This window comes from Pseudomonas sp. RtIB026, from assembly GCF_016861355.2.
GTDB lineage: Bacteria > Pseudomonadota > Gammaproteobacteria > Pseudomonadales > Pseudomonadaceae > Aquipseudomonas > Aquipseudomonas peradeniyensis.
Window position 1 is genome coordinate 4890240 of sequence record NZ_AP023348.2, and the last position, 20105, is coordinate 4910344.

At 64.2% G+C, this 20105-nt stretch carries 12 protein-coding genes; all 12 read right to left on the reverse strand.

The annotated features are described in order from the left end of the window. Positions 1-31: 31 nt before the first annotated feature. The 12 genes from PRtIB026_RS21860 to PRtIB026_RS21920 all read right to left on the reverse strand — a co-directional run bounded on the left by PRtIB026_RS21860 (position 32) and on the right by PRtIB026_RS21920 (position 20085). Positions 32-3607 carry a glycosyltransferase gene (locus PRtIB026_RS21860; protein ID WP_203651618.1) on the reverse strand — a complete coding sequence of 1192 codons (3576 nt, stop codon included), beginning with the start codon at positions 3605-3607 and terminating at the stop codon, positions 32-34. Between the two features lie 126 nt (positions 3608-3733). Further along, the gene (locus tag PRtIB026_RS21865) at positions 3734-5302 is read right to left on the reverse strand and encodes a flagellar hook-associated protein 3 (RefSeq protein ID WP_203651617.1); all 1569 of its coding nucleotides are present in this window, start codon (positions 5300-5302) and stop codon (positions 3734-3736) included. Between the two features lie 13 nt (positions 5303-5315). Beyond that, positions 5316-7364: a flagellar hook-associated protein FlgK gene (gene flgK / locus PRtIB026_RS21870; RefSeq protein WP_203651610.1), complete on the reverse strand. Its 2049-nt coding sequence runs from the start codon at positions 7362-7364 to the stop codon at positions 5316-5318. A 12-nt stretch (positions 7365-7376) separates the two neighbouring features. Next, the gene (flgJ, locus tag PRtIB026_RS21875; RefSeq protein WP_203651608.1) at positions 7377-8570 is read right to left on the reverse strand and encodes a flagellar assembly peptidoglycan hydrolase FlgJ; all 1194 of its coding nucleotides are present in this window, start codon (positions 8568-8570) and stop codon (positions 7377-7379) included. Positions 8571-8581: 11 nt separating this feature from the next. Then, positions 8582-9691 carry a flagellar basal body P-ring protein FlgI gene (locus PRtIB026_RS21880; protein ID WP_408005613.1) on the reverse strand — a complete coding sequence of 370 codons (1110 nt, stop codon included), beginning with the start codon at positions 9689-9691 and terminating at the stop codon, positions 8582-8584. A 12-nt stretch (positions 9692-9703) separates the two neighbouring features. Beyond that, the gene (gene flgH / locus PRtIB026_RS21885; RefSeq protein ID WP_050706703.1) at positions 9704-10399 is read right to left on the reverse strand and encodes a flagellar basal body L-ring protein FlgH; all 696 of its coding nucleotides are present in this window, start codon (positions 10397-10399) and stop codon (positions 9704-9706) included. A gap of 79 nt (positions 10400-10478) precedes the next feature. Further along, the gene (flgG, locus tag PRtIB026_RS21890; RefSeq protein ID WP_050706704.1) at positions 10479-11264 is read right to left on the reverse strand and encodes a flagellar basal-body rod protein FlgG; all 786 of its coding nucleotides are present in this window, start codon (positions 11262-11264) and stop codon (positions 10479-10481) included. 48 nt (positions 11265-11312) lie between these two features. Next, the gene (locus tag PRtIB026_RS21895; protein WP_203651601.1) at positions 11313-12053 is read right to left on the reverse strand and encodes a flagellar basal body rod protein FlgF; all 741 of its coding nucleotides are present in this window, start codon (positions 12051-12053) and stop codon (positions 11313-11315) included. Positions 12054-12270: 217 nt separating this feature from the next. Next, positions 12271-16674 (reverse strand): beta strand repeat-containing protein, encoded by a 4404-nt coding sequence (locus PRtIB026_RS26500; protein WP_324256553.1) that lies wholly within the window; start codon positions 16672-16674, stop codon positions 12271-12273. 66 nt (positions 16675-16740) lie between these two features. Then, the gene (locus PRtIB026_RS21910; RefSeq protein ID WP_232857536.1) at positions 16741-18054 is read right to left on the reverse strand and encodes an HlyD family type I secretion periplasmic adaptor subunit; all 1314 of its coding nucleotides are present in this window, start codon (positions 18052-18054) and stop codon (positions 16741-16743) included. Further along, positions 18051-19781 carry a type I secretion system permease/ATPase gene (locus tag PRtIB026_RS21915; protein ID WP_267812942.1) on the reverse strand — a complete coding sequence of 577 codons (1731 nt, stop codon included), beginning with the start codon at positions 19779-19781 and terminating at the stop codon, positions 18051-18053. Before PRtIB026_RS21915 ends, PRtIB026_RS21910 begins: the two co-directional genes overlap by 4 nt. Positions 19782-19899: 118 nt before the next feature. Further along, positions 19900-20085 carry a hypothetical protein gene (locus tag PRtIB026_RS21920; RefSeq protein ID WP_203651600.1) on the reverse strand — a complete coding sequence of 62 codons (186 nt, stop codon included), beginning with the start codon at positions 20083-20085 and terminating at the stop codon, positions 19900-19902. Between the last annotated feature and the right edge of the window lie 20 nt (positions 20086-20105).

Genomic DNA, 20105 nt, shown 5'->3' on the forward strand with positions numbered 1-20105 from the left:
TTCGGCACCTGGCTTGGCCAGGCGCCAGGATTCAGTCAGCCAGCCAGGCGTTGGCCCAGTGCTGCAGATGGTGTTCGTTCAGTACGTAGTCTCGCAGGACCGCCTCGCGCAATGCATCGCCCTGGCGGTAGCTGGCCATCGGGTCGGCAAGGTGCATGCGGATTGCATCCAGCCACTGCTCGGTGGTGTTCTCGCGAACCCTCGTGCAGGGAAGGTAGCCTGCGTATGCCTTGGTGTCGGTGCAGATGACCGGGAAGCCGCACGCGCCATATTCCAACAGGCGCAGGTTGCTCTTGCAGTCGTTGAACAGGTTCTGCTCCAACGGCGCCACCGCCAGGTCCAGGTTGAGACTGGCCAGTTTGCGCGGATAGTCCGCGAACGAGATCCCCGGGTGAAACTCCTTGACGTAGGGCAGCAGCGCCTCTGGACACATGCCGAAGAACACCCAGTCGACTTCGCTGGCCAAGGTCTTGATCACATCCAGCATCAATTCCAGATCACCGCGGTGACTGGTACCCCCTGCCCAACCCACACGCGGACGCACGCTGGTCTGGCGCTGGCTGCTCAGCCCGCTCCATAGCGATGCGGCGAGCATGTTGGGGACGACCCGGATGTCCTGATGCATGCTGGATAGCGCGTCGGCCAGTGGCTCGGTGGAGACCACCACCCGGTCGCACAGGGAAATCGCCTTGCTGACCAGCTCACGCATGTTGCTCGGCATGTTGCGCGCATGGTCGTTCTTCTTCGGCGGATCGATGATGTAGTCGTCCAGCTCGTAGATCCGCCGCGCACTGGAAAAGCGCTTGTACTGTTCGATATCCCGGACATTCGCGGGCAGGTAGCGGCACTGCAGGATCACCACATCGGGCTTTTCCCGCTCGAGGTCGATCAGCCCCGGCGCGCTGTAGTCGATACGCCCCTGGATCCAGCCCGACCGCTCCAGCTCATTGAACGGCTGGACCACTCGATAGTGTCCGACCGCCGAGGTGCTGCTGGGCAGCGCCAGGACAGATGGCATGGCCCGCGCGATAAACGGATCCCACCCGCCCCGCAACCCGGGGTCGAAGTTGAAGTTCGGCAACTTGAGGCTGAGGTTGCGGTTGTAGGCCGGGTCATTCGCCACCCAGGCCAGCCAACGCGCATACAAGGCATCACGGTCGTCCTGCCAGCTTCGCGGCGAGTCTTCCTCGACCGCCTGGGCGCCCAGCTTGGCCACCCGCGCGAACGGTGTCCACACTGACAGATAACCTGCGGCCCGCGCCCGCAGGCACAGGTCGGCGTCGTGCAGCGATGCCTGCAGCACGGCCGTGTCCAGCCCCCCAAGCTCGGCGAACAGTTCACGCCGCACCAACAGGCAGTCCAGGCTCAGTGCGCTCCAGTTCTGTACCAGGCTCAGCCGGTTCATGTAGCCGTCTTCGTTCACCGGGCAGCCCAGGAATGGACTGGCCGCCGTGGCCTGCATCCCCAGGACCAGGCCCGCCGAGACCACGGCCCCACTGTTGTCGAACAACTTGGGCCCGACCATCCCGACTTCGGGACGCTGGCCAAGCTGCAGGAGCTCGGACAACCACTGCGGTTCGAACAGCACGCAGCCGGCATCCAGCAGCAACAGGTAGTCGCCCCGAGCGTATACACTGCCCTCGTTGAAACTCTGCGCTCGACCCTGGGCGGCACTCTCGAGTACCCGCAGTTGCTCACTACCCAGATCCCGCAAGCCGTCGAGCCAGGCACGCACATCATCCGGCGTCCCGACGCTGGCGACCAGCACCACCTCGAAATCGGGATGCGCGGTACTGGCCAGCACAGACTCGACGCACCGCACCAGCACCGCCAGGTCGCCAATGGCAGGAATGATGATCGACACGCTCGCGACCTGGGGGTGCAGGTAGGTGACCCGGGTCATCAGGCTGCCAGCAATACCCTGCACCTGCGCCTCCACACCCAGGCGCCGCAGGTGTGCCTCCAGCACCCGCGGCGCCTGGACGTGGCCTGCAGTGTCGGCCAGCCATTCGGCATAGCCGTGTCGGCACTGCACCAACACCTCTGGGATATGCTCGACCACCTGCAGGCCGTGAGCCTCGATCATTCGCCACAGCAGGTCGTGAGGCGCCAGGCTTTCGAAGCCGACGTCAAAGCCCCCAAGCTCACGCACCGCCGCATTGTTGAATGCCAACAGGCGCCCGACGTAGGGCAGGCTGCGCATCAGGTCGAGGTTGAAGTCCGGCTTGAAGATCGGTGCCGACGCGGCGAGGCTGTCGTTGGCACCCTCATCGATGTACAGGCACAGGCTGTCACCACGCAGCGCCATGCGCTCGGCCATGATCACCAGTGCATGGGTATGCAGGCAGTCGCCAGCACGCAGCAGGAACAACCAGTCAAGTGGTGGACCATCAGCCAGCCAATGGTTGAGCGAGATAAACTCGGCATCGCCGCGCACCAGGTAACGAACACGGTCTTGCACCGGCCGCTCGAACCCTTCAGGCGTCACTACCAGGACTTGTTGGGCCGGGTAGGATTGCTGCCAGAGACTGTCCAACGTCGCACGCAGCACCTTTTCATCGCCTGCCTCACAGAACACCACCACCGCGATACCAGGCTGGCTTGGCCATTGCTCCACACGCTTGGGCAAGAGCCGCTCCTGCCCGGAGGATAGCCGGCGATGTTCGAGCCATTCAGCGTACAGCTCGGCAAAACTCAGGCTGTGGGTGCCGATCTGCTGGTTGAAGTTGGCCATCTGCGCCCCGAAGAAGCGCCGCAGATCGAGTTCATCCCACTTCTGCTGGGGGTTTTCCAGGTAGTCCGCCAACGGCATGTAGCGTACCCAGCCGTGGGCGGGCGCCGGCTCGGCATTACGTTCGGCGAGCATCTGCAGCAGCCACTGGGTGTCGCTCTTGTACGCCTCGACCATGGTGCCTTGATGGCTAAGACGCCCCGGATGCACCCGCTCCATGCTCAGTACCTGCTCCAGGCTGGCCAGCTGTCCCCGGCGCAGCACGCAAGCGTAGAGCGCCAGGTCCAGGCGAGCGGAAAAACCCTGCCCATCCTGCACCAGGGTGGGCAGATACGCTTCGACCTGGGCACGGCGCAGCAAGGCGTGGCTCAAGCCACCGAACAGGTTGGGTGCATCATCGGCGACGCTTTCCAGCAGGTCGGTGCCATGCAGCACTGCACTGTGCACGGAAATAACGAAGTTCAGCGCGCGTGAAGGCAACAGTACATCATCGGCGGCGCACAACAGGCGCTGGCAGATGACCATGCTGATCTGCTGCGACTCGCTGAGCACACCGGCCTGCTGGCTGATACAGCCGGCAAACAGCGTGTCATCGTCACAGAGGAACTTGATCAGCTCGCCCGAGGCGTGCGTCAGGCAAGCCAGCAGGTTGCGGGCGAATCCAAGGCGCACCGGGTTGCGTACATAGCGCAAGGGAGCTGGCGAAGTGACCCGCAGTTCATCGCAGATCGCCTCGATCTCGCTCCCGGGGCTGTCGTCACACACGACGATTTCCAGATTCGGATAATCCTGGGCAATCGCGCTGGCCAACGTGCTGCGGAAAAACTCAGGATTGAACGCGGGAATGGCAATGCTGACGAGGGGTTGTGCGCTCACGGGTACTCACTCAAGGCAAAGGTTCGCTGACAGGGCTGGATGCCCTGCCGGGCGTCTGGTCAGGCCCATGGCACCTTCGAGGAGCCGCCTCACCCTCCCGAAGGACGGACGAGACGGCTTCGTGGATCAGATGTAGTTGACCAGCGACAGGCCGGCGATCTTGGCGAAGGACTGCATCGAGGCCTGCAGCATGTTCTTCTGCATTTCCAGGCGCAGCATCACTTCGGCCGGATCGCTCTCGCGGATCGAACTTTGTGTCTTGGTGTTCTCGCCAGCAAGCGCCTCGTTGGTTTCAGCCTGTACATCCAGGGCCTGGCCACGACCACCGATGGCAGAGATCGACGACGACACCTGGTTCATGCCGCTGGCGATATTGCCCAGCGCCGCGTCCTGCGCGGCGAGGAAGTTCTGCCGCGCCACCGGGTCGTTGTCCTGCGGAGTGCTCAACGCGGTCCGCAGTTGGCTGATGGTGTTGAGGATGTTCTGGTTCTGATGGGTGTCCGCCTTGACCGCGAACGAGTCGCCGGCATTCGGAGCGCCTGCCAGGTCGAAGGTCACACCGGCCGCGGTGGCCGTGGTGCCACTGAGCGTGCCGCTGGAGATCGGACGGCTGTCGGCGGTCATCGGCGAGGCATACAGCTCGAAATCGGTGGCGCTGGTGAACTTCAGCACCGCGCCGCCCCCCGGGAACGCAGCCTTGTAGGCAGTCGGGTCGCTGATGGTCGCATCAGTGATCTGCGCCGACGAGGTGTTGCCCGGGCTGCGGGTGCCAGCGATCGAATCGGCCTTGGAGCTCAGATTGAAGCTGTGACCGGCGATGGCGGCATCCGGGTTGGCTTCGTCACCCGGCTGGAAGCTGATCTTCAGGCGCAGGTCGACACCGCGGAAGCTGATGGCCATGTTCGTGCCCTTGGGATCGAACTTGCCGCCCTGGCTGGCTTCCAGGGTCACATCGTTGCCGCCGGCATCGAGGATCTTGTACTCGGTGCTGCTGGTGAACTGGACGCTGTAGGGCTCGCCACTGCGGAAACGGTCGTTGTAGGTGGTGTTGCCGGACACCTGGCCGTTAGACAGGCTGACCCGGCCGTCATCGGTGGCCGGCGCGGTCAGGCGGGTCTCGCTGCGGCTGGTGTTGAGCGCCTGCTCGAAGGCGCTGTAGCCGGTCTCGTTGGCGGCCAGGCTGAGCATGTCGCCGACCTGCAGCATCAGGTTGCTCTGGTCGCCCTGGTAGCTGTAGGTGCCGTCGGAGTTGCGCACGTAAGGCTGAGTATCGCCCTTGGAGCCGGAGAACAGGTACTTGCCGTTCTCGTCCTTGCTGTTCATCAACGAGAACAGCTGGTCTTCCAGCGAGGCCAGTTCGGAGGCGTTGGCCTTGCGATCGGCGTCGGTGAAACTGGCGTTGCCGGAGCTGACAGCCAGTTCGTTGACGCGCTGCAGGATCGAACCGATGGCGTTGAGCGTGCTTTCACTGCTGCCCAGCGCGTTGCGCACGTTGGTGATATTGCCCTTGTACTGGTCGAGCATGTTCTGCTGCTGCTCGAGCTGCAACAGGCGCGCGGCGCCGACCGGATCGTCGGCGGCGGTGCGCACGCGAATGAAGTCGCTGGCTTCCTGCGTCGTCTTGTTGACGTTGCCGAAGGTGCGCTCGTAGTTGGCGCTGCTGCTGTTGTAGAACTGCGGGGTGGAGATGCGCACGGTCTACGGCTCCTTAAAGGCTGTTGATCAAAGTGGCGAAGGTTTCCTGGGCCGCCTTGATGATTTGCGACGACGCGGTGTAGTACTGCTGGAACTTGACCAGGTTGCCGACCTCTTCGTCCACGGACACGCCGGAGCTCGAGTTGCGGCTGGTCAGGGCGGAGGATTGCAGCGCCTGGGTGGCGTTGCTGTCCATCTCGGCCTGGTTGGTCTTGCCACCGACGTTGGACACCAGCTTGGCGTAGGCATCGGTGAAGCTGATGCCCTTGCCGTCGGCACCGGTATCGACGGTGGGTTTGGTCTGCAGGTTGATCACCGACTGGGCGTTGCGGTTGTCGGCCGAGCCGGCACCGGTCAGCGAGACGGTGTAGTTGTCACCGCCCTTCGGGGCGCCAGCGACGGTCATCTCGAAGGTGAACTTCTTCTGCGTGCCGCTGGCGTCGTTGATCGGGTTGCCGCTGCCATCGACCATCGGCACGGACAGCTGCAGCTTGTTCTCCTGGCCGGGGATGATCGTGCCGCTGCCGATGGGGCTGCCCTTGGCATCGAACATGGTGTAGGTCTGGGGCGAGGTCTTCTCGTCACCGAACACCAGCTTGACCGGCGTCGAGTACTTGAGCCCCGTCTGCAGGTCGGCGCGCTGGGCGGCATCGTAGATGTCCAGCTCGGAGGTCAGCGTGGGCTGGCCGATCTGCCCGGTGCCCTTGTTGCCCGAGCCGCTGGTAGCGGTCAGCGGGCTGGCCATCGCCAGGCGCTTGGGATCGGTGAGCACCGTCTCGATGCTGGCCGCGGCATTGCGGGTGGGGGTGATCTTGAAGCTGTCGCCGGCGATCGGCGTGCCACCGCGCAAATTGAGGCTGAAGCCGTCGATCACCGGTGGTGGATTGGCGGTGATGTCGAACTTGCCCATCTCGGTGTTGTCGGGCAGGCGGCGTACGGTGAACTCGTTGGCGCTGGTGAACGTTACCTGGTAGTCATTGGTGGTCAGCTTGCCGGTGTCCTTGATGTTCACATCGAGGTTGCCGGAACCGGGGCTGTTACCCAGCTTGGCCACGCTGCGCCCGGCCATGGCGGCGGCGCTGTTGATGTCGCCGAACAGGGTCGCGCCGAACTCGCCGTTCTTGTCGATGCCCTGGGCCAGCTGGCTGTTGATCGCATCGGCCACCACCAGGGCCACACGGCCCAGCTCGTTGAGCGCAGGGTCCAGGGTGTCCTTGCGGTAGCGCAGCAGACCGCCCAGCTCGCCGCCGGTGGTGCTGTCGGTGATGTCCATCTTGGTCGAGCCGCGATTGAGCACCAGGTTCATCCGCGACGGGTCGGTCGCCGCAGGCTCCACGCCCAGGGTCTGGGTGGTGTTGCCCAGCACCAGCGACTGGCCGTTCTTCAGGTAGATGTCGTAGTTGCCGTCACGCTCGACCACGTCCACGCCGATCAGCTTGTTCAACTCGCGCACCGCGCCGTCGCGCTGGTCGAGCAGGTCGTTGGGCTTGCCGGTGATGGCGGTCATCTTGACAATCTGCTGGTTGTACTCGGAGATCGTCGCGGTCAGCTTGTTGATCTGGTCGGCCGTCGCCGCCATGTTGGTGTTGATGTTGCTGTTCTGCTGGTTGAACTGCGCCGACAGGCTGTTGAAACGCTTGGCAAGCGATTGGGCGCTGGTCAGCAGCAATTGCCGCGAGGCATCCTCGGTGGGCTTGGCCGAGGCGTCCTGCATTGCGCTGAAGAAGCTCTTGAGCGCCGCGGTGATACCGGTATCGGCGCTGGACAGGGCATTGTTCAGCGGGCCGATCTGGTTGAGGTAGGCGTTCGCGTCGCTGGACAGCGACGTGGTGGAACGCAGCTGGTTCTCGAGGAAGGCGTTGTACACCCGGCGCACATCGGACAGCGTGGTGCCGGTACCGATGAACACCTGGCCGACCTGCTGGCCACCCTTGGTCTTCTGGACGATCTGCTGGCGAGAGTAACTTTCCACATCGGCGTTGGCGATGTTGTTACCCAGGGTGTACATCCCGGACTGGGCGGCGCCCAGGCCAGACATACCGATATTGATCAAACTCGCCATGGTTTCCTGCCCTTAAAGTTTCGTGGTGGTACCGAGCATTGCGTAGCTCTGCTGCGACTTCATCTGTTTTGCGATCTGCGAGATCTTGCTGGCGTAGTTGGGGTCGGTGGCGTAACCGGCCTTCTGCAACTCCCGCACAAACTGTTCTGGTTTATCGGCCGCCCGCACTGCATCTTGATAGCGCGAATTGTTCTGCAACAGGCTCACCAGGTCGTGGAAGCTGTCCTGGTAGCTGTCGTAGGAACGGAACGCCGCGGTCTCCTTGACGAACTGGCCGTTGCGGAACTCGCTGGTGATCGCCCGCGCCTCGCCGCCCTGCCAGCTGCCGGTGGCCTTGATGCCGAACAGGTTGTGACTGCTGCTGCCATCGGGGTTGCGCATGACCGACTTGCCCCAGCCGGTTTCCAGCGCGGCCTGGGCCACCAGATAGCGCGGATCGATACCGATGCGCTTGGCGGCCTGCTCGGCCATCGGCAGCATGGTGGCGACGAAGGCGTCGCTGTCGGCGAAGGCCTTTTTCGGTGCCAGCGGCGGCTGGGCCACGGCCCGACCGAGAATCTGCAGGTTGCCACCTGGCGCCGCGAAGCTACGGGCCGGCTCCCAGTCGCCGACCGCCACGCCACCGGGCGGGATATCGCCACGCCCAGGCAGTGCCGTGGCATTGGCGACGGCATTGCCAGCGGACGGCACGATGCCGGACAGCAAGCGATCGGTGAGCTTGCCAGGTAGCGCCAGGCGCCGTGCATTGAGCGCAGCCACATCGTTACGCGTAGCGGCACTCTCGACCATGTGCGCGGGCTCGGCCACTTTCGAGGCCCACAACGCCGGCGCCTGCCCTTCGATCCGTGGGAACGGACTGGTGTTCGGACGCGCGGCCTTGTTCTTCGACAGCTGGCGCACCAGCACGTCCTGCAGGCCGATACCACCCCCTTCGCGCGACATGCTCACGGCCATCTGTTGGTCGTACATGTCGCGGTACTGCTTGACCGTGTCGCTGTTCATCGGGCTGTCTTCGTCAGCCATCACATCACTGGCCTTGCGCGACGCCTTGAGCATCTCGCTGATGAACAACGACTCGAACTCCTGGGCCACCTTGCGGATGTTGCCCTCGCTGTCGCGATCCCCGCGCTTGAGCGAGCCCAGGCGATTGAGGTCGGTGTAGGCGCCGCTGTCGGCCTGACTGGAAACAAGACTCTTCGAATTCATCCCTGGCGTCCTCAGATCACGATCAGGTCGGCTTGCAACGCACCGGCCTGCTTCAGCGCTTCGAGGATGGCCATCAGGTCGCTCGGCGCCGCGCCGACCTGGTTCACCGCACGGACGATCTCATCCAGCGTGGTGCCCGGGCCGAACTTGAACATCGGCTTGGCTTCCTGCTCGGCGTTGACCCGCGAACGCGGCACCACCGCGGTCTGACCATTGGAGAACGGCCCCGGCTGGCTGACGATCGGATCTTCGGTGATGGTCACGGTCAGGCTGCCGTGAGTAACCGCCGCCGGCGACACCTTGACGTTCTGGCCGATGACGATGGTCCCGGTGCGCGAGTTGATGATGACCTTGGCCACCGCCTGGCCCGGGTCGATCTCGAGGTTCTCGAGGATGGACAGGTAGTCCACGCGCTGGCTCGGGTCCATCGGCGCGGTGACCCGCACCGAACCGCCATCGACGGCCTGGGCCACGCCCGGCCCGAGCAGCTCGTTGACCTTGTCGACGATGCGCTTGGCGGTGGTGAAGTCCGGACGATTGAGATTGAGCGTCAGGCTATTGCCCTGGTTGAATCCGCTCGGCACCGCGCGCTCGACCGAGGCCCCGCCGGGAATGCGACCGGCCGACGGAACGTTGACGGTGATCTTCGAGCCGTCGCGACCTTCGGCATCAAAGCCACCCACCACCAGATTGCCCTGGGCGATGGCGTAGACGTTGCCGTCGATACCCTTGAGCGGCGTCATCAACAGACTGCCGCCACGCAGGCTCTTGGAGTTGCCGATGGAAGACACGGTGATATCGACCACCTGGCCGGGCTTGGCGAATGCCGGCAAGTCGGCATGCACCGACACGGCGGCAACGTTCTTCAACTGCACGTTGCCCGACCCCGGCGGCACCTTGATACCAAACTGCGACAACATGTTGTTGAAGGTCTGCAGGGTGAACGGTGTCTGGGTGGTCTGGTCACCCGTGCCGTTGAGGCCCACCACCAGGCCGTAGCCGATCAGCTGGTTGGCGCGCACGCCGGAAATGCTGGCGATATCCTTCAGGCGCTCGGCGTGAGCACCGAACGCACAGGACAGAAGCAGGGTCGCGGCAATCAACCGCCTAGCGTTGAACATGGTCATCCGTACTCAGAAAGGCCAGAGCGGGCTGATGAAGAAACGGTCCAGCCAACCGGGCTGGCTGGCATCGGCGAACGAGCCGGTGCCCGAATAGGTGATGCGCGCGTCGGCCACGCGGGTGGACGGCACGGTGTTGTCGGTGGCGATGTCGTCGGCACGGATCAGGCCGGCAATGCGCACCAGTTCCTCGCCGGTGTTCAGCGTCATCCACTTCTCGCCGCGCACGGCGATGATGCCGTTGGGCAGCACCTCGGCCACGGTCACCGTGATGGAGCCGGTCAGGGTGTTGCCCTGGGTGGCCTTGCTGTCGCCCTTGGTGGAGCGGTCGCCGCTGTAACCGGCTTCGAGCGTGAGGTCGCCGCTGCCCAGCGGGTTGTTGGTGTTGGGCACGGTGCCGAACAGCGAGGTCAGGCCGATATCGGCCTTGCTGTTCTTCTGGATCTGGGAACCGGCGTTCTTGCTCGCCGAGGTACGCTCGTTGAGGGTGATGGTGATGATGTCACCGACCCGGAACGCCTTGCGATCGGTGTACAGACCCTGCTCGAAACCGGCCTGGTAGATCGAGCCGTTGTTGGCCGCCGCCGGCAACGGGGTGCGCGGCAAGACCGGCGCATAATACGGGTCGTTTGGCTTGGGCGTCGGCGCAACGCAACCAGCCAGCAACACCACCCCCCCCAGGGCGAATACGGACAACAGACGGCTCATGACACTTACCTCATGGTGAAACAGGCGCTGCAACAGCGAGCGGATGATCAGCGGCCCGCCTTGATCGGACCGCCAGGGCTTACAGCTGCTGGGTGACGAACGACAGCATCTTGTCGGCGGCGGAGATGACCTTGGAGTTCATCTCGTAGGCGCGCTGGGTGGTGATCATGTTGACCATTTCTTCCACGGTGCTGACGTTGGACGCCTCCAGGGTTTTCTGCAGGGTGGGGCCGAAACCGTTCAGGCCAGGCGTGCCGATCTGCGGCGCACCGCTGGCGGCGGTCTCGAGGAACAGGTTGCCGCCGATGGCCTGCAAGCCCGCCGGGTTGATGAAGTCGGCGGTCTGGATGTTGCCGATGACCTGCGCGGCCGGGTTGCCAGGGGTAGTGATCGACACCGTGCCGTCCTGGCCGACAGTGAAGGTCTGGGCATCCGGCGGTACGACGACCGCAGGTTCCAGGGCGAAGCCGTTGGCGGTGACGACCTGGCCGTCGGAGTTCAGGTGGAAGGTACCGTCACGGGTATAGGAGACGGTGCCGTCAGGCTGCAGCACCTGGAAGAAGCCACGACCGTTGACCGCCATGTCCAGCGGATTCTCGGTCGTCTGCAGGCTGCCGGTCTGGAAGTTCTTCTGGGTGCCGACGATACGTACACCGGTACCGACCTGCAGGCCCGAAGGCAGCTCGCTGTCCTGGGTGGACTGCGCACCGGGCTGGCGCTTGATCTGGTACAGCAGGTCCTGAAACTCGGCGCGATCACGCTTGAAGCCAGTGGTCGAGACGTTGGCCAGGTTGTTCGAGATGACCGCCAGGTTGGTATCCTGGGCGGAAAGGCCGGTTTTAGCGACCCAAAGAGCCGGAAGCATTTAGTGTTCTCCTCGTGCGCCTGTTTTACGGCACCCGTTCAAATGTGATTAGCCGATCTGCAAAACCCGAGCCATGGCTTGATCGCCTTCCTCGGCCGCTTTCATCATCTTGACGTGCAACTCGAACTGTCGGGACAGCGCCAGCACCGATGTCATTTCCTCCACGGCATTGACGTTACTGCCTTCGAGGAATCCCGACACCACGCGCACGTTCACGTCCATGTCGGCCGGCTGGCCGCTGGCGGTACGGATCAGCCCGTCCTGGCCCTTGATCATGCCCTTGATGTCAGGGTTGACCAGCTTGATTCGGTCGACCTCGGCCATCACCCGCGGGTCCTCGCCCATGGCGCGGATGCTGATGGTGCCGTCATCGCCGATCTCGACCTTCTGCTCCGGTGGTATGGCGATCGGACCGCCATTGCCGATTACCGCCATGCCGTTGCCGGCGCGCAACACACCGAGGGCGTCAATGTTCAGGCCGCCAGTGCGCACGTAGGCCTCGCTGCCATCGGGGGCCTGCACGGCAATGAAGCCGTTGCCGCTGACCGCCACGTCCAGCTCGCGACCGGTTTCCACCAGCGGACCGGCACTGAAATCGGTGGCCGGCCGTTCGCTCATGGCAAACGCGCGCGCCGGAAAGCTGTCGCCGAACACCGGCATCGAACGGGCCTGCTCCAGATCACGCTGGAAGCCGTTGGTGGAAACGTTCGCCAGGTTGTTGGCATGGGCCTTCTGCGCCAGCGCGTTCTGGCTGGCGCCGGTCATGGCCACGTAAAGCATCTTGTCCACAGTCATCCTCCGCTGCACGGGCGATCGATTGCCGGTCGCCGTGGCTGTACGAAGCTTCGAGCAAGTTTCGCGCCAATTACCACAGAAACGACAAAGACCCCGGTTTACGGGGCCTTTGCCGAAAAGCACGCTGTCAGAGAGACAAAATCTCGGCGGCGGGTGCCTGACAGCGGCAAGGCTTGGCCGCCTGCGGACGCTGTCAGACGCCGCTTGCCTGTCAGGTGATGGTGAAGGTGTCGCCGTTGTTGGTCTGGAACGACTCGATGGTGTTCGAGCCGGCGTACCAGTTGCTGAGCATCACCCCCGAATCGAGGTTGCCGGCATTCCAGTCAGCCTTGGAGAAGATGAAGGCATTGACGCCATCGTTCTGCACCACGACATCCTGGAAGGTCTGGATGTTCTTCAGCACCACCACGTCGACACCTGCGCTACCGGTATCCTGGATCACCACGCCCGCCTTGGAGTAGATCGTGTAGACATCGCTGCCCTCGCCACCGAAGGCGTAGCCGGCCGACATCATGTCCAGGCGATCGGCGCCGGCGCCACCATAGAGTTCGTAGGCAAAACCGTTACCAACCAGGCGATCGTTGCCATCATCGCCATACGCCTTGCCGTTGGTGGTCTGGATGGTGTCGTTGCCGGCATCACCATGGTAGACGGACCCCGTGTCGTTCAGCGCACCGGTGATGGTGTCGTCGCCGTCACCGCCATTGACGACATCCGCCTGCGCGACCTGGGTGTTCGCCGGGCGCGCCAGGGCACCGAAATCGGTGGAGTAGATGCCATCCCCGTAGAGGATGTCATTGCCCGCACCGCCATTGATGACATCGTCGCCTTCGGCGCCATAGAGCGTGTTCGCACCGGCATCGCCATTGAGCACATCGGCGAACGCGGAGCCCGCCAGCCCTTCGATTCCACTCAGCACATCACCCTCGGCATGCCCGCCAGCCACAGTACCTGCGGCAAGATCGATCGACACGCCGGCATTGCTCGAGATGTACCAGGCCGAATCCCGACCGGCCCCACCATTGATCACATCCGCGCCAGCACCGCCAATGAAGTTCTCGTTCGCAGTGGTCCCCACGAACGTATCGTTGAACGCCGTACCCTCGAAACTCTCGATACTGGTGAACAGGTCATTACCGGTAGCGTTCAGATCGAGCGTAACCCCAGCGCCCTCGCCGGCGAACGTCAACAGATCGACACCTAGCGAGCCATTGAAGTCGTTGGGCTGGTCGTTGGCCACGAAGACATCGCCCGACGACGAGCCGACGAACTTCTCGATGCCCTCGAAGGTATCGCCCTCGGCGATACCGCCATGCACGCCGGTCTTGAGATTCAGGAGAATGCCGGCAGTGCTGTCGCCATACGAAACAGTGTCGATACCCGCGCCGCCGACGAAACGGTCGGCACCGGCACCGCCAAACAAGGTGTCATTGCCAGCGCCACCGACAATCACGTTGTTGCCGGCATTGCCATAACCGGTGAAATTGCCAGAGCCGATGTAGGTGAGGTTTTCCACTTCGTTGGTCAGGGTGTAGCTGGCCAGGGAGGTGCGCACCTCGTCGATGCCGCCGCCGGCCTGCTCGAACACGCCGGCCGCGCCATGCAGGTAGTACACGTCGTTGCCGGCACCACCGGCGAAGCTCTTGCTCGAACCCGTCGCCTGCATGATGAAGGTGTCGTTCTGGCTACTGCCGATGACACTGTACATGCCGGTGAACTTGTCGCCTTCGGCGTCGCCGCCCTGGCCCTTGCCGCCGGTGTTGTCGATGGTGATCGTCACCGCCTGGTCGGACAGCGAGTAGTCCATCGTGTCGTTCAGGCCGCCATCGAAGGTCTGCGCGCGCGCGTCGCTGATGAAGGTGTCGGCGTAGTTCGAGCCCTGGTACACCTCGATGCTGTCGAAGGTGTCGCCAGCGGCGATACCACCATGCACGCCGGTCTTGAAGTTCAGGGTGATACCGGCGCTGGCATCGGTGTACGACACGGTGTCATTGCCCGCGCCGCCGATGAAGCGGTCGCCACCGGCGCCGCCGCGCATCACGTCGTTGCCGCTGCCGCCGGTGATGATGTTGTCGCTGGCGTTGCCAACACCAGTGAAGTTGCCGCTACCGATGTAGGTGAGGTTTTCCACCTCGCTGGTCAGGGTGTAGCTGGCCAGGGAGGTGCGCACCTCATCGATGCCGCCGCCGGCCTGCTCGAACACGCCGGCAGCGCCATGCAGGTAGTACACGTCGTTGCCGGCACCACCGGCGAAGCTCTTGCTCGAACCCGTCGCCTGCATGATGAAGGTGTCGTTCTGGCTGCTGCCGATGACACTGTACATGCCGGTGAACTTGTCGCCTTCGGCGTCGCCGCCCTGGCCCTTGCCGCCGGTGTTGTCGATGGTGATCGTCACCGCCTGGTCGGACAGCGAGTAGTCCATCGTGTCGTTCAGGCCGCCATTGAAGGTCTGCGCGCGCGCATCGCTGATGAAGGTGTCGGCATAGTTCGAGCCCTGGTACACCTCGATGCTGTCGAAGGTATCGCCGGCAGCAATGCCAGTATGCACGCCGGTCTTGAAGTTCAGGGTGATACCGGCGCTGGCATCGGTGTACGACACGGTGTCATTGCCCGCGCCGCCGATGAAGCGGTCGCCACCGGCACCGCCGCGCATCACGTCGTTGCCGCTGCCGCCGGTGATGATGTTGTCGCTGGCGTTGCCGACACCGGTGAAGTTGCCGCTACCGATGTAGGTGAGGTTTTCCACTTCGTTGGTCAGGGTGTAGCTGGCCAGGGAGGTGCGCACCTCGTCGATGCCGCCGCCGGCCTGCTCGAACACGCCGGCAGCGCCATGCAGGTAGTACACGTCGTTGCCGGCACCACCGGCGAAGCTCTTGCTCGAACCCGTCGCCTGCATGATGAAGGTGTCGTTCTGGCTACTGCCGATGACACTGTACATGCCGGTGAACTTGTCGCCCTCGGCATCGCCGCCCTGGCCCTTGCCGCCGGTGTTGTCGATGGTGATCGTCACCGCCTGGTCGGACAGCGAGTAGTCCATCGTGTCGTTCAGGCCGCCATCGAAGGTCTGCGCGCGCGCATCGCTGATGAAGGTGTCGGCATAGTTCGAGCCCTGGTACACCTCGATGCTGTCGAAGGTATCGCCGGCAGCAATGCCAGTATGCACGCCGGTCTTGAAGTTCAGGGTGATACCGGCGCTGGCATCGGTGTACGACACGGTGTCATTGCCCGCGCCGCCGATGAAGCGGTCGCCACCGGCGCCGCCGCGCATCACGTCGTTGCCGCTGCCGCCGGTGATGATGTTGTCGCTGGCGTTGCCGACACCGGTGAAGTTGCCGCTACCGATGTAGGTGAGGTTTTCCACTTCGTTGGTCAGGGTGTAGCTGGCCAGGGAGGTGCGCACCTCGTCGATGCCGCCGCCGGCCTGCTCGAACACGCCGGCAGCGCCATGCAGGTAGTACACGTCGTTGCCGGCACCACCGGCGAAGCTCTTGCTCGAACCCGTCGCCTGCATGATGAAGGTGTCGTTCTGGCTACTGCCGATGACACTGTACATGCCGGTGAACTTGTCGCCTTCGGCGTCGCCGCCCTGGCCCTTGCCGCCGGTGTTGTCGATGGTGATCGTCACCGCCTGGTCGGACAGCGAATAGTCCATCGTGTCGTTCAGGCCGCCATCGAAGGTCTGCGCGCGCGCGTCGCTGATGAAGGTGTCGGCATAGTTCGAGCCCTGGTACACCTCGATGCTGTCGAAGGTGTCGCCAGCGGCGATGCCGCCATGCACGCCGGTCTTGAAGTTCAGGGTGATACCGGCGCTGGCATCGGTGTACGACACGGTGTCATTGCCCGCGCCGCCGATGAAGCGGTCGCCACCGGCACCGCCGCGCATCACGTCGTTGCCGCTGCCGCCGGTGATGATGTTGTCGCTGGCGTTGCCGACACCGGTGAAGTTGCCGCTACCGATGTAGGTGAGGTTTTCCACCTCGCTGGTCAGGGTGTAGCTGGCCAGGGAGGTGCGCACCTCGTCGATGCCGCCACCGGCCTGCTCGAACACGCCGGCCGCGCCATGCAGGTAGTACACGTCGTTGCCGGCACCACCGGCGAAGCTCTTGCTCGACCCCGTCGCCTGCATGATGAAGGTGTCGTTCTGGCTGCTGCCGATGACACTGTACATGCCGGTGAACTTGTCGCCCTGCGCATCACCACCCTGGCCGGCGCCACCAGCCCCATCGATGGTGATCGTCACCCCCTGGTCGGACAGCGAATAGTCCATCGTGTCGTTCAGACCGCCATTGAAGGTCTGCGCGCGCGCATCGCTGATGAAGGTGTCGGCGTAGTTCGAACCCTGGAACACCTCGATGCTTTCAAAGGTATCGCCAGCGGCGATACCGGTATGCACGCCGGTCTTGAAGTTCAGGGTAATGCCGGCACTGGCATCGGTGTACGACACGGTGTCGTTGCCCGCACCACCGATGAAGCGATCGGCACCCGCGCCACCGTATAGCGTGTCATTACCATCACCGCCATTGATGATGTCATCGCCACCCTTGCCAAAAATCTGATCGTCCGCGCTGGTACCGACCAGATTGTCGGCGCCTTCGGTTCCCTGGATAACAGCCATGTCTACTGATTCCTTGCCAATGGTTGAACAATCCCTGCATGACTACGCCCACCCTCCGGTCGGCGCTCATCCTTCCCTGAATGCCCGTTGCGCATGGTCGCCTACTGGCTTGAGCAGATAGGACAGCACGGTGCGATGACCCGTCTGGATCATCGATTCCACCGGCATGCCCGGCACCAGCGTGAGGCCGTCCAGCTTGCGCTGCTCGGCCTTGTCGATATGAATGCCGGCGCGGTAGAAGCCGAGCCCGCTCTGCGGGTCGGTTACCAGGTCAGCGGAAAGACGCACCACCCGCCCGAGCACTTCGGGGGTGGTCGCGCGATTGAACGCACTGAAGCGCAGCAACGCCTCCTGGCCGAGCACGACCTGATCGATGTCCTGCGGGCTGATGCGCGCCTCGACCAACAGCTCGTCGTCCAGCGGGACGATCTGCATCAGGGTCTCGGCCGGCGAGATCACACCGCCCACGGTGTGTACCGCCAACTGCTGGACCCGCCCGGCACTGGGCGCCAGCACTTCTATGCGCTTGAGCTGGTCGGCCGCAGCGACCTCGCGCTCCACCCATTCGCCCTGCTGCGCCATCAGGTCACGCAGCTCGCCGGAAACCTGTTCGCGGAACCGCTGGTCCACCTGCAACAGCTCCAGACGGGTTTCGGCAATGCGCGCCCGCGCCTCGGCGATGGCCGCGACCAACTGGCCACGTTCGCCCTGCAGGCGAGCGATGCCGCGGGCCAGGGCATTGACCCGGTCGAGGGTCATCAGGCCCTTCTTCTGCAAGATCTTGACGGCCTGGTATTCCTCGTCAATCAGGCGGATTTCCTCGCCCTTGGTGCGCTGCTGCAGGTCATGACCGGCGATGGTCTGGGTCAGTTGCTCGATACGCTCGCGCAATTGCTGCTTCTGCCCATCCCGCGACTGGCGGCGGTCGACGAACAACTGCCGCTCACTGGCCAGCACCGCCTGCACCTGTGCCTCACCCTCGCGCGCGACAAGCCGTGACGGCGTGTCCACCTGCGCCAGGCCATCGCGCTCCGCCTCGAGCCGAGCCTGACGCGCCAAGGCCTGGTCAAGGGCCTTGGCGACGATGGCATGACTGGCCTCCTGCAAGGTCGCGTCCAGTCGCAGCAACACGTCACCGGCCTGCACCGATTGCCCCTCGCCAACCAGCAATTGCGCCACCACGCCACCACTGGGATGCTGGACCTTCTTCACGCTGTCCTGCACCGCCACCGCCCCCGGCGCAATCACCGCACCGGCCAGTTCAGTGACGGCCGACCACGTCAGCGCGCCGCCCAGCAACACCACCACGACCCCGGCACCGGCCCACAGGTGGCCACGCAGCGAACGCAGCAGCCCCTGCTCATCATCGATCCGCATCATGCCTGCACACCTCCCTTGACCACTCGCGGCTCGGCGAGCGTCACCGGTCGCGCCAGCACGGTATCGCGCGGGCCAAATGCCGCCTGCGCCCCCTGCTCAAGCACCAGCACCTGGTCCATCACCGACAGCAGCCCGGAACGGTGGGCGATGGCCACCACCACCCCGCCGCGCGCCTTGACGCCCTCGATCGCCCGGGCCAACGCCCGTTCGCCCTCGGCATCAAGGTTGGCATTGGGCTCGTCGAGCACCACCAGGAACGGCTCGCCATACAACGCGCGGGCAAGGCCGATACGCTGGCGCTGCCCTGCCGAAAGATTGACGCCGCCCTCGCCGACCGGCGTGTCGTAGCCCTGCGGGAGTTGCAGGATCAACTCGTGCACGCCGGCCTGACGCGCCGCCGCGACAATCGCCGCAGCATCGGCCTGCGGATCCAGACGCGCGATGTTCTGCCCCACGCTCGCCTCGAACAGATCGACGCTCTGCGGCAGGTAACCGGTCATGACCGCCCGCGCCGCATCCGGCCAGAGCTCCAGTGCCGCGCCATCCAGGCAGACCTGGCCGCGCAGCGCCGGCCACGCGCCGACCAAGGCCCGCGCCAGCGACGACTTGCCCGAGGCGCTGGGGCCGATCACCGCCAGCGAGCCGCCGGCAGCCAGGCTGAAATTCACCCCTTGCAGCACCAGCCGCTGCACGCCCGGCGGCGCCACACACAGGCCGCTCACCAGCAGCTGGCTGCGAGCAGTCGGCAGCGCAGTCCTGTGCGCGGGCGCCGGAAAGATCGCCAGCACGCCGCGCAACTGCTGCCAGGCAAATCGCGCGGACACCAGGCTGCGCCATGTGCCAATGATCTGCTCGGCCGGGGCCAGGGTGCGGGCAACGATGATCGAGGCGGCGACAATCGCACCGCCGCTGAGATCGCCCCCGATCACCAACCAGGCACCCACACCCAGGGACGCCGATTGCACCAACTGGCGCAGGGCCTTGGTGATCCCGCCATAGAAGCTGCCGACATCGGCGCTGCGCCGCTGCAACGTGGCGTACTGCTCCTGCAGCACCTGCCAACGTGCAGCGGCACGCTCGGTCATGCCCATCGCGGCGAGCACTTCAGCGCCGACATGGGCCTGCTGGCCCAGGCGATTGCGCTGGCTGGCCAGTACCGCGCTGTCACGCATGGCCCGGCGCGTGCCACGGTCGGTGAGCCAGGTCAGCAGTACCATCAGCACGATCATGCCCAACGCCAGCCAGCCCAGTGATGGATGGATGTAGAAGCTGACCGCGAGGTACACCGGCATCCACGGCAGGTCGAAGAACGCCATGAGCCCGGGGCCGGCGATGAAGGCGCGGATCTGTTCGAGTTCCTGGGCGGGCTTGAGCGGATCCTGGTCCAGGGCGATCTTCAGCGGCGTGCCGGCGATGATCCTGAACACCTGCGTCGAAAGCGCTCCGTCCACAGCTCCAGCGATACGCGACATGACCCGCGAGCGAATGATGTCGAGCACGGCGAACACCAGGTACGCACCCGCCACCAGCAGCCCCAGCGCCACCAAGGTGGGCAGGCTGCGACTGGGGATGACCCGGTCATAGACCTCGAGCATGAACAGGGGGCCGATCAACGCCAGCAGGTTGATCACGCCAGAGAACAGGGCTGCGCCGACCAGGCCCTTTTTCAAGGCCACGCGAAGCGGCGCCGGCAGCACGCGCGCGCCAGTATCCTTACTGCTTTTCAAGAGTTCCGATCCTTGGAAAATGACGCTTGCCAGCCACTCGAACGAGTGGAATGACGCGGATCATACCTGAAGCAAATCCGCCAATCGATGGCCTCAAGCCATCAATTTTTGCCTTGGGTCAAAACGACCTGCAACCGGCATTGTCGAACGGCCCGGCAAAGCGTTTCCAGCCCTCGCCAGGTGACCATTGCGAACACACCAGACGCCCATCGGCCTGGCTCTCCCAGCGCCACCAGGGGGCCATCGCGGCCTGCGCCTGGAGCAGGCAGAGCGCCGCAACAGCGGCAGCGACCAGCTTTTTCATGGAGCCTCTCCTCGAAAACG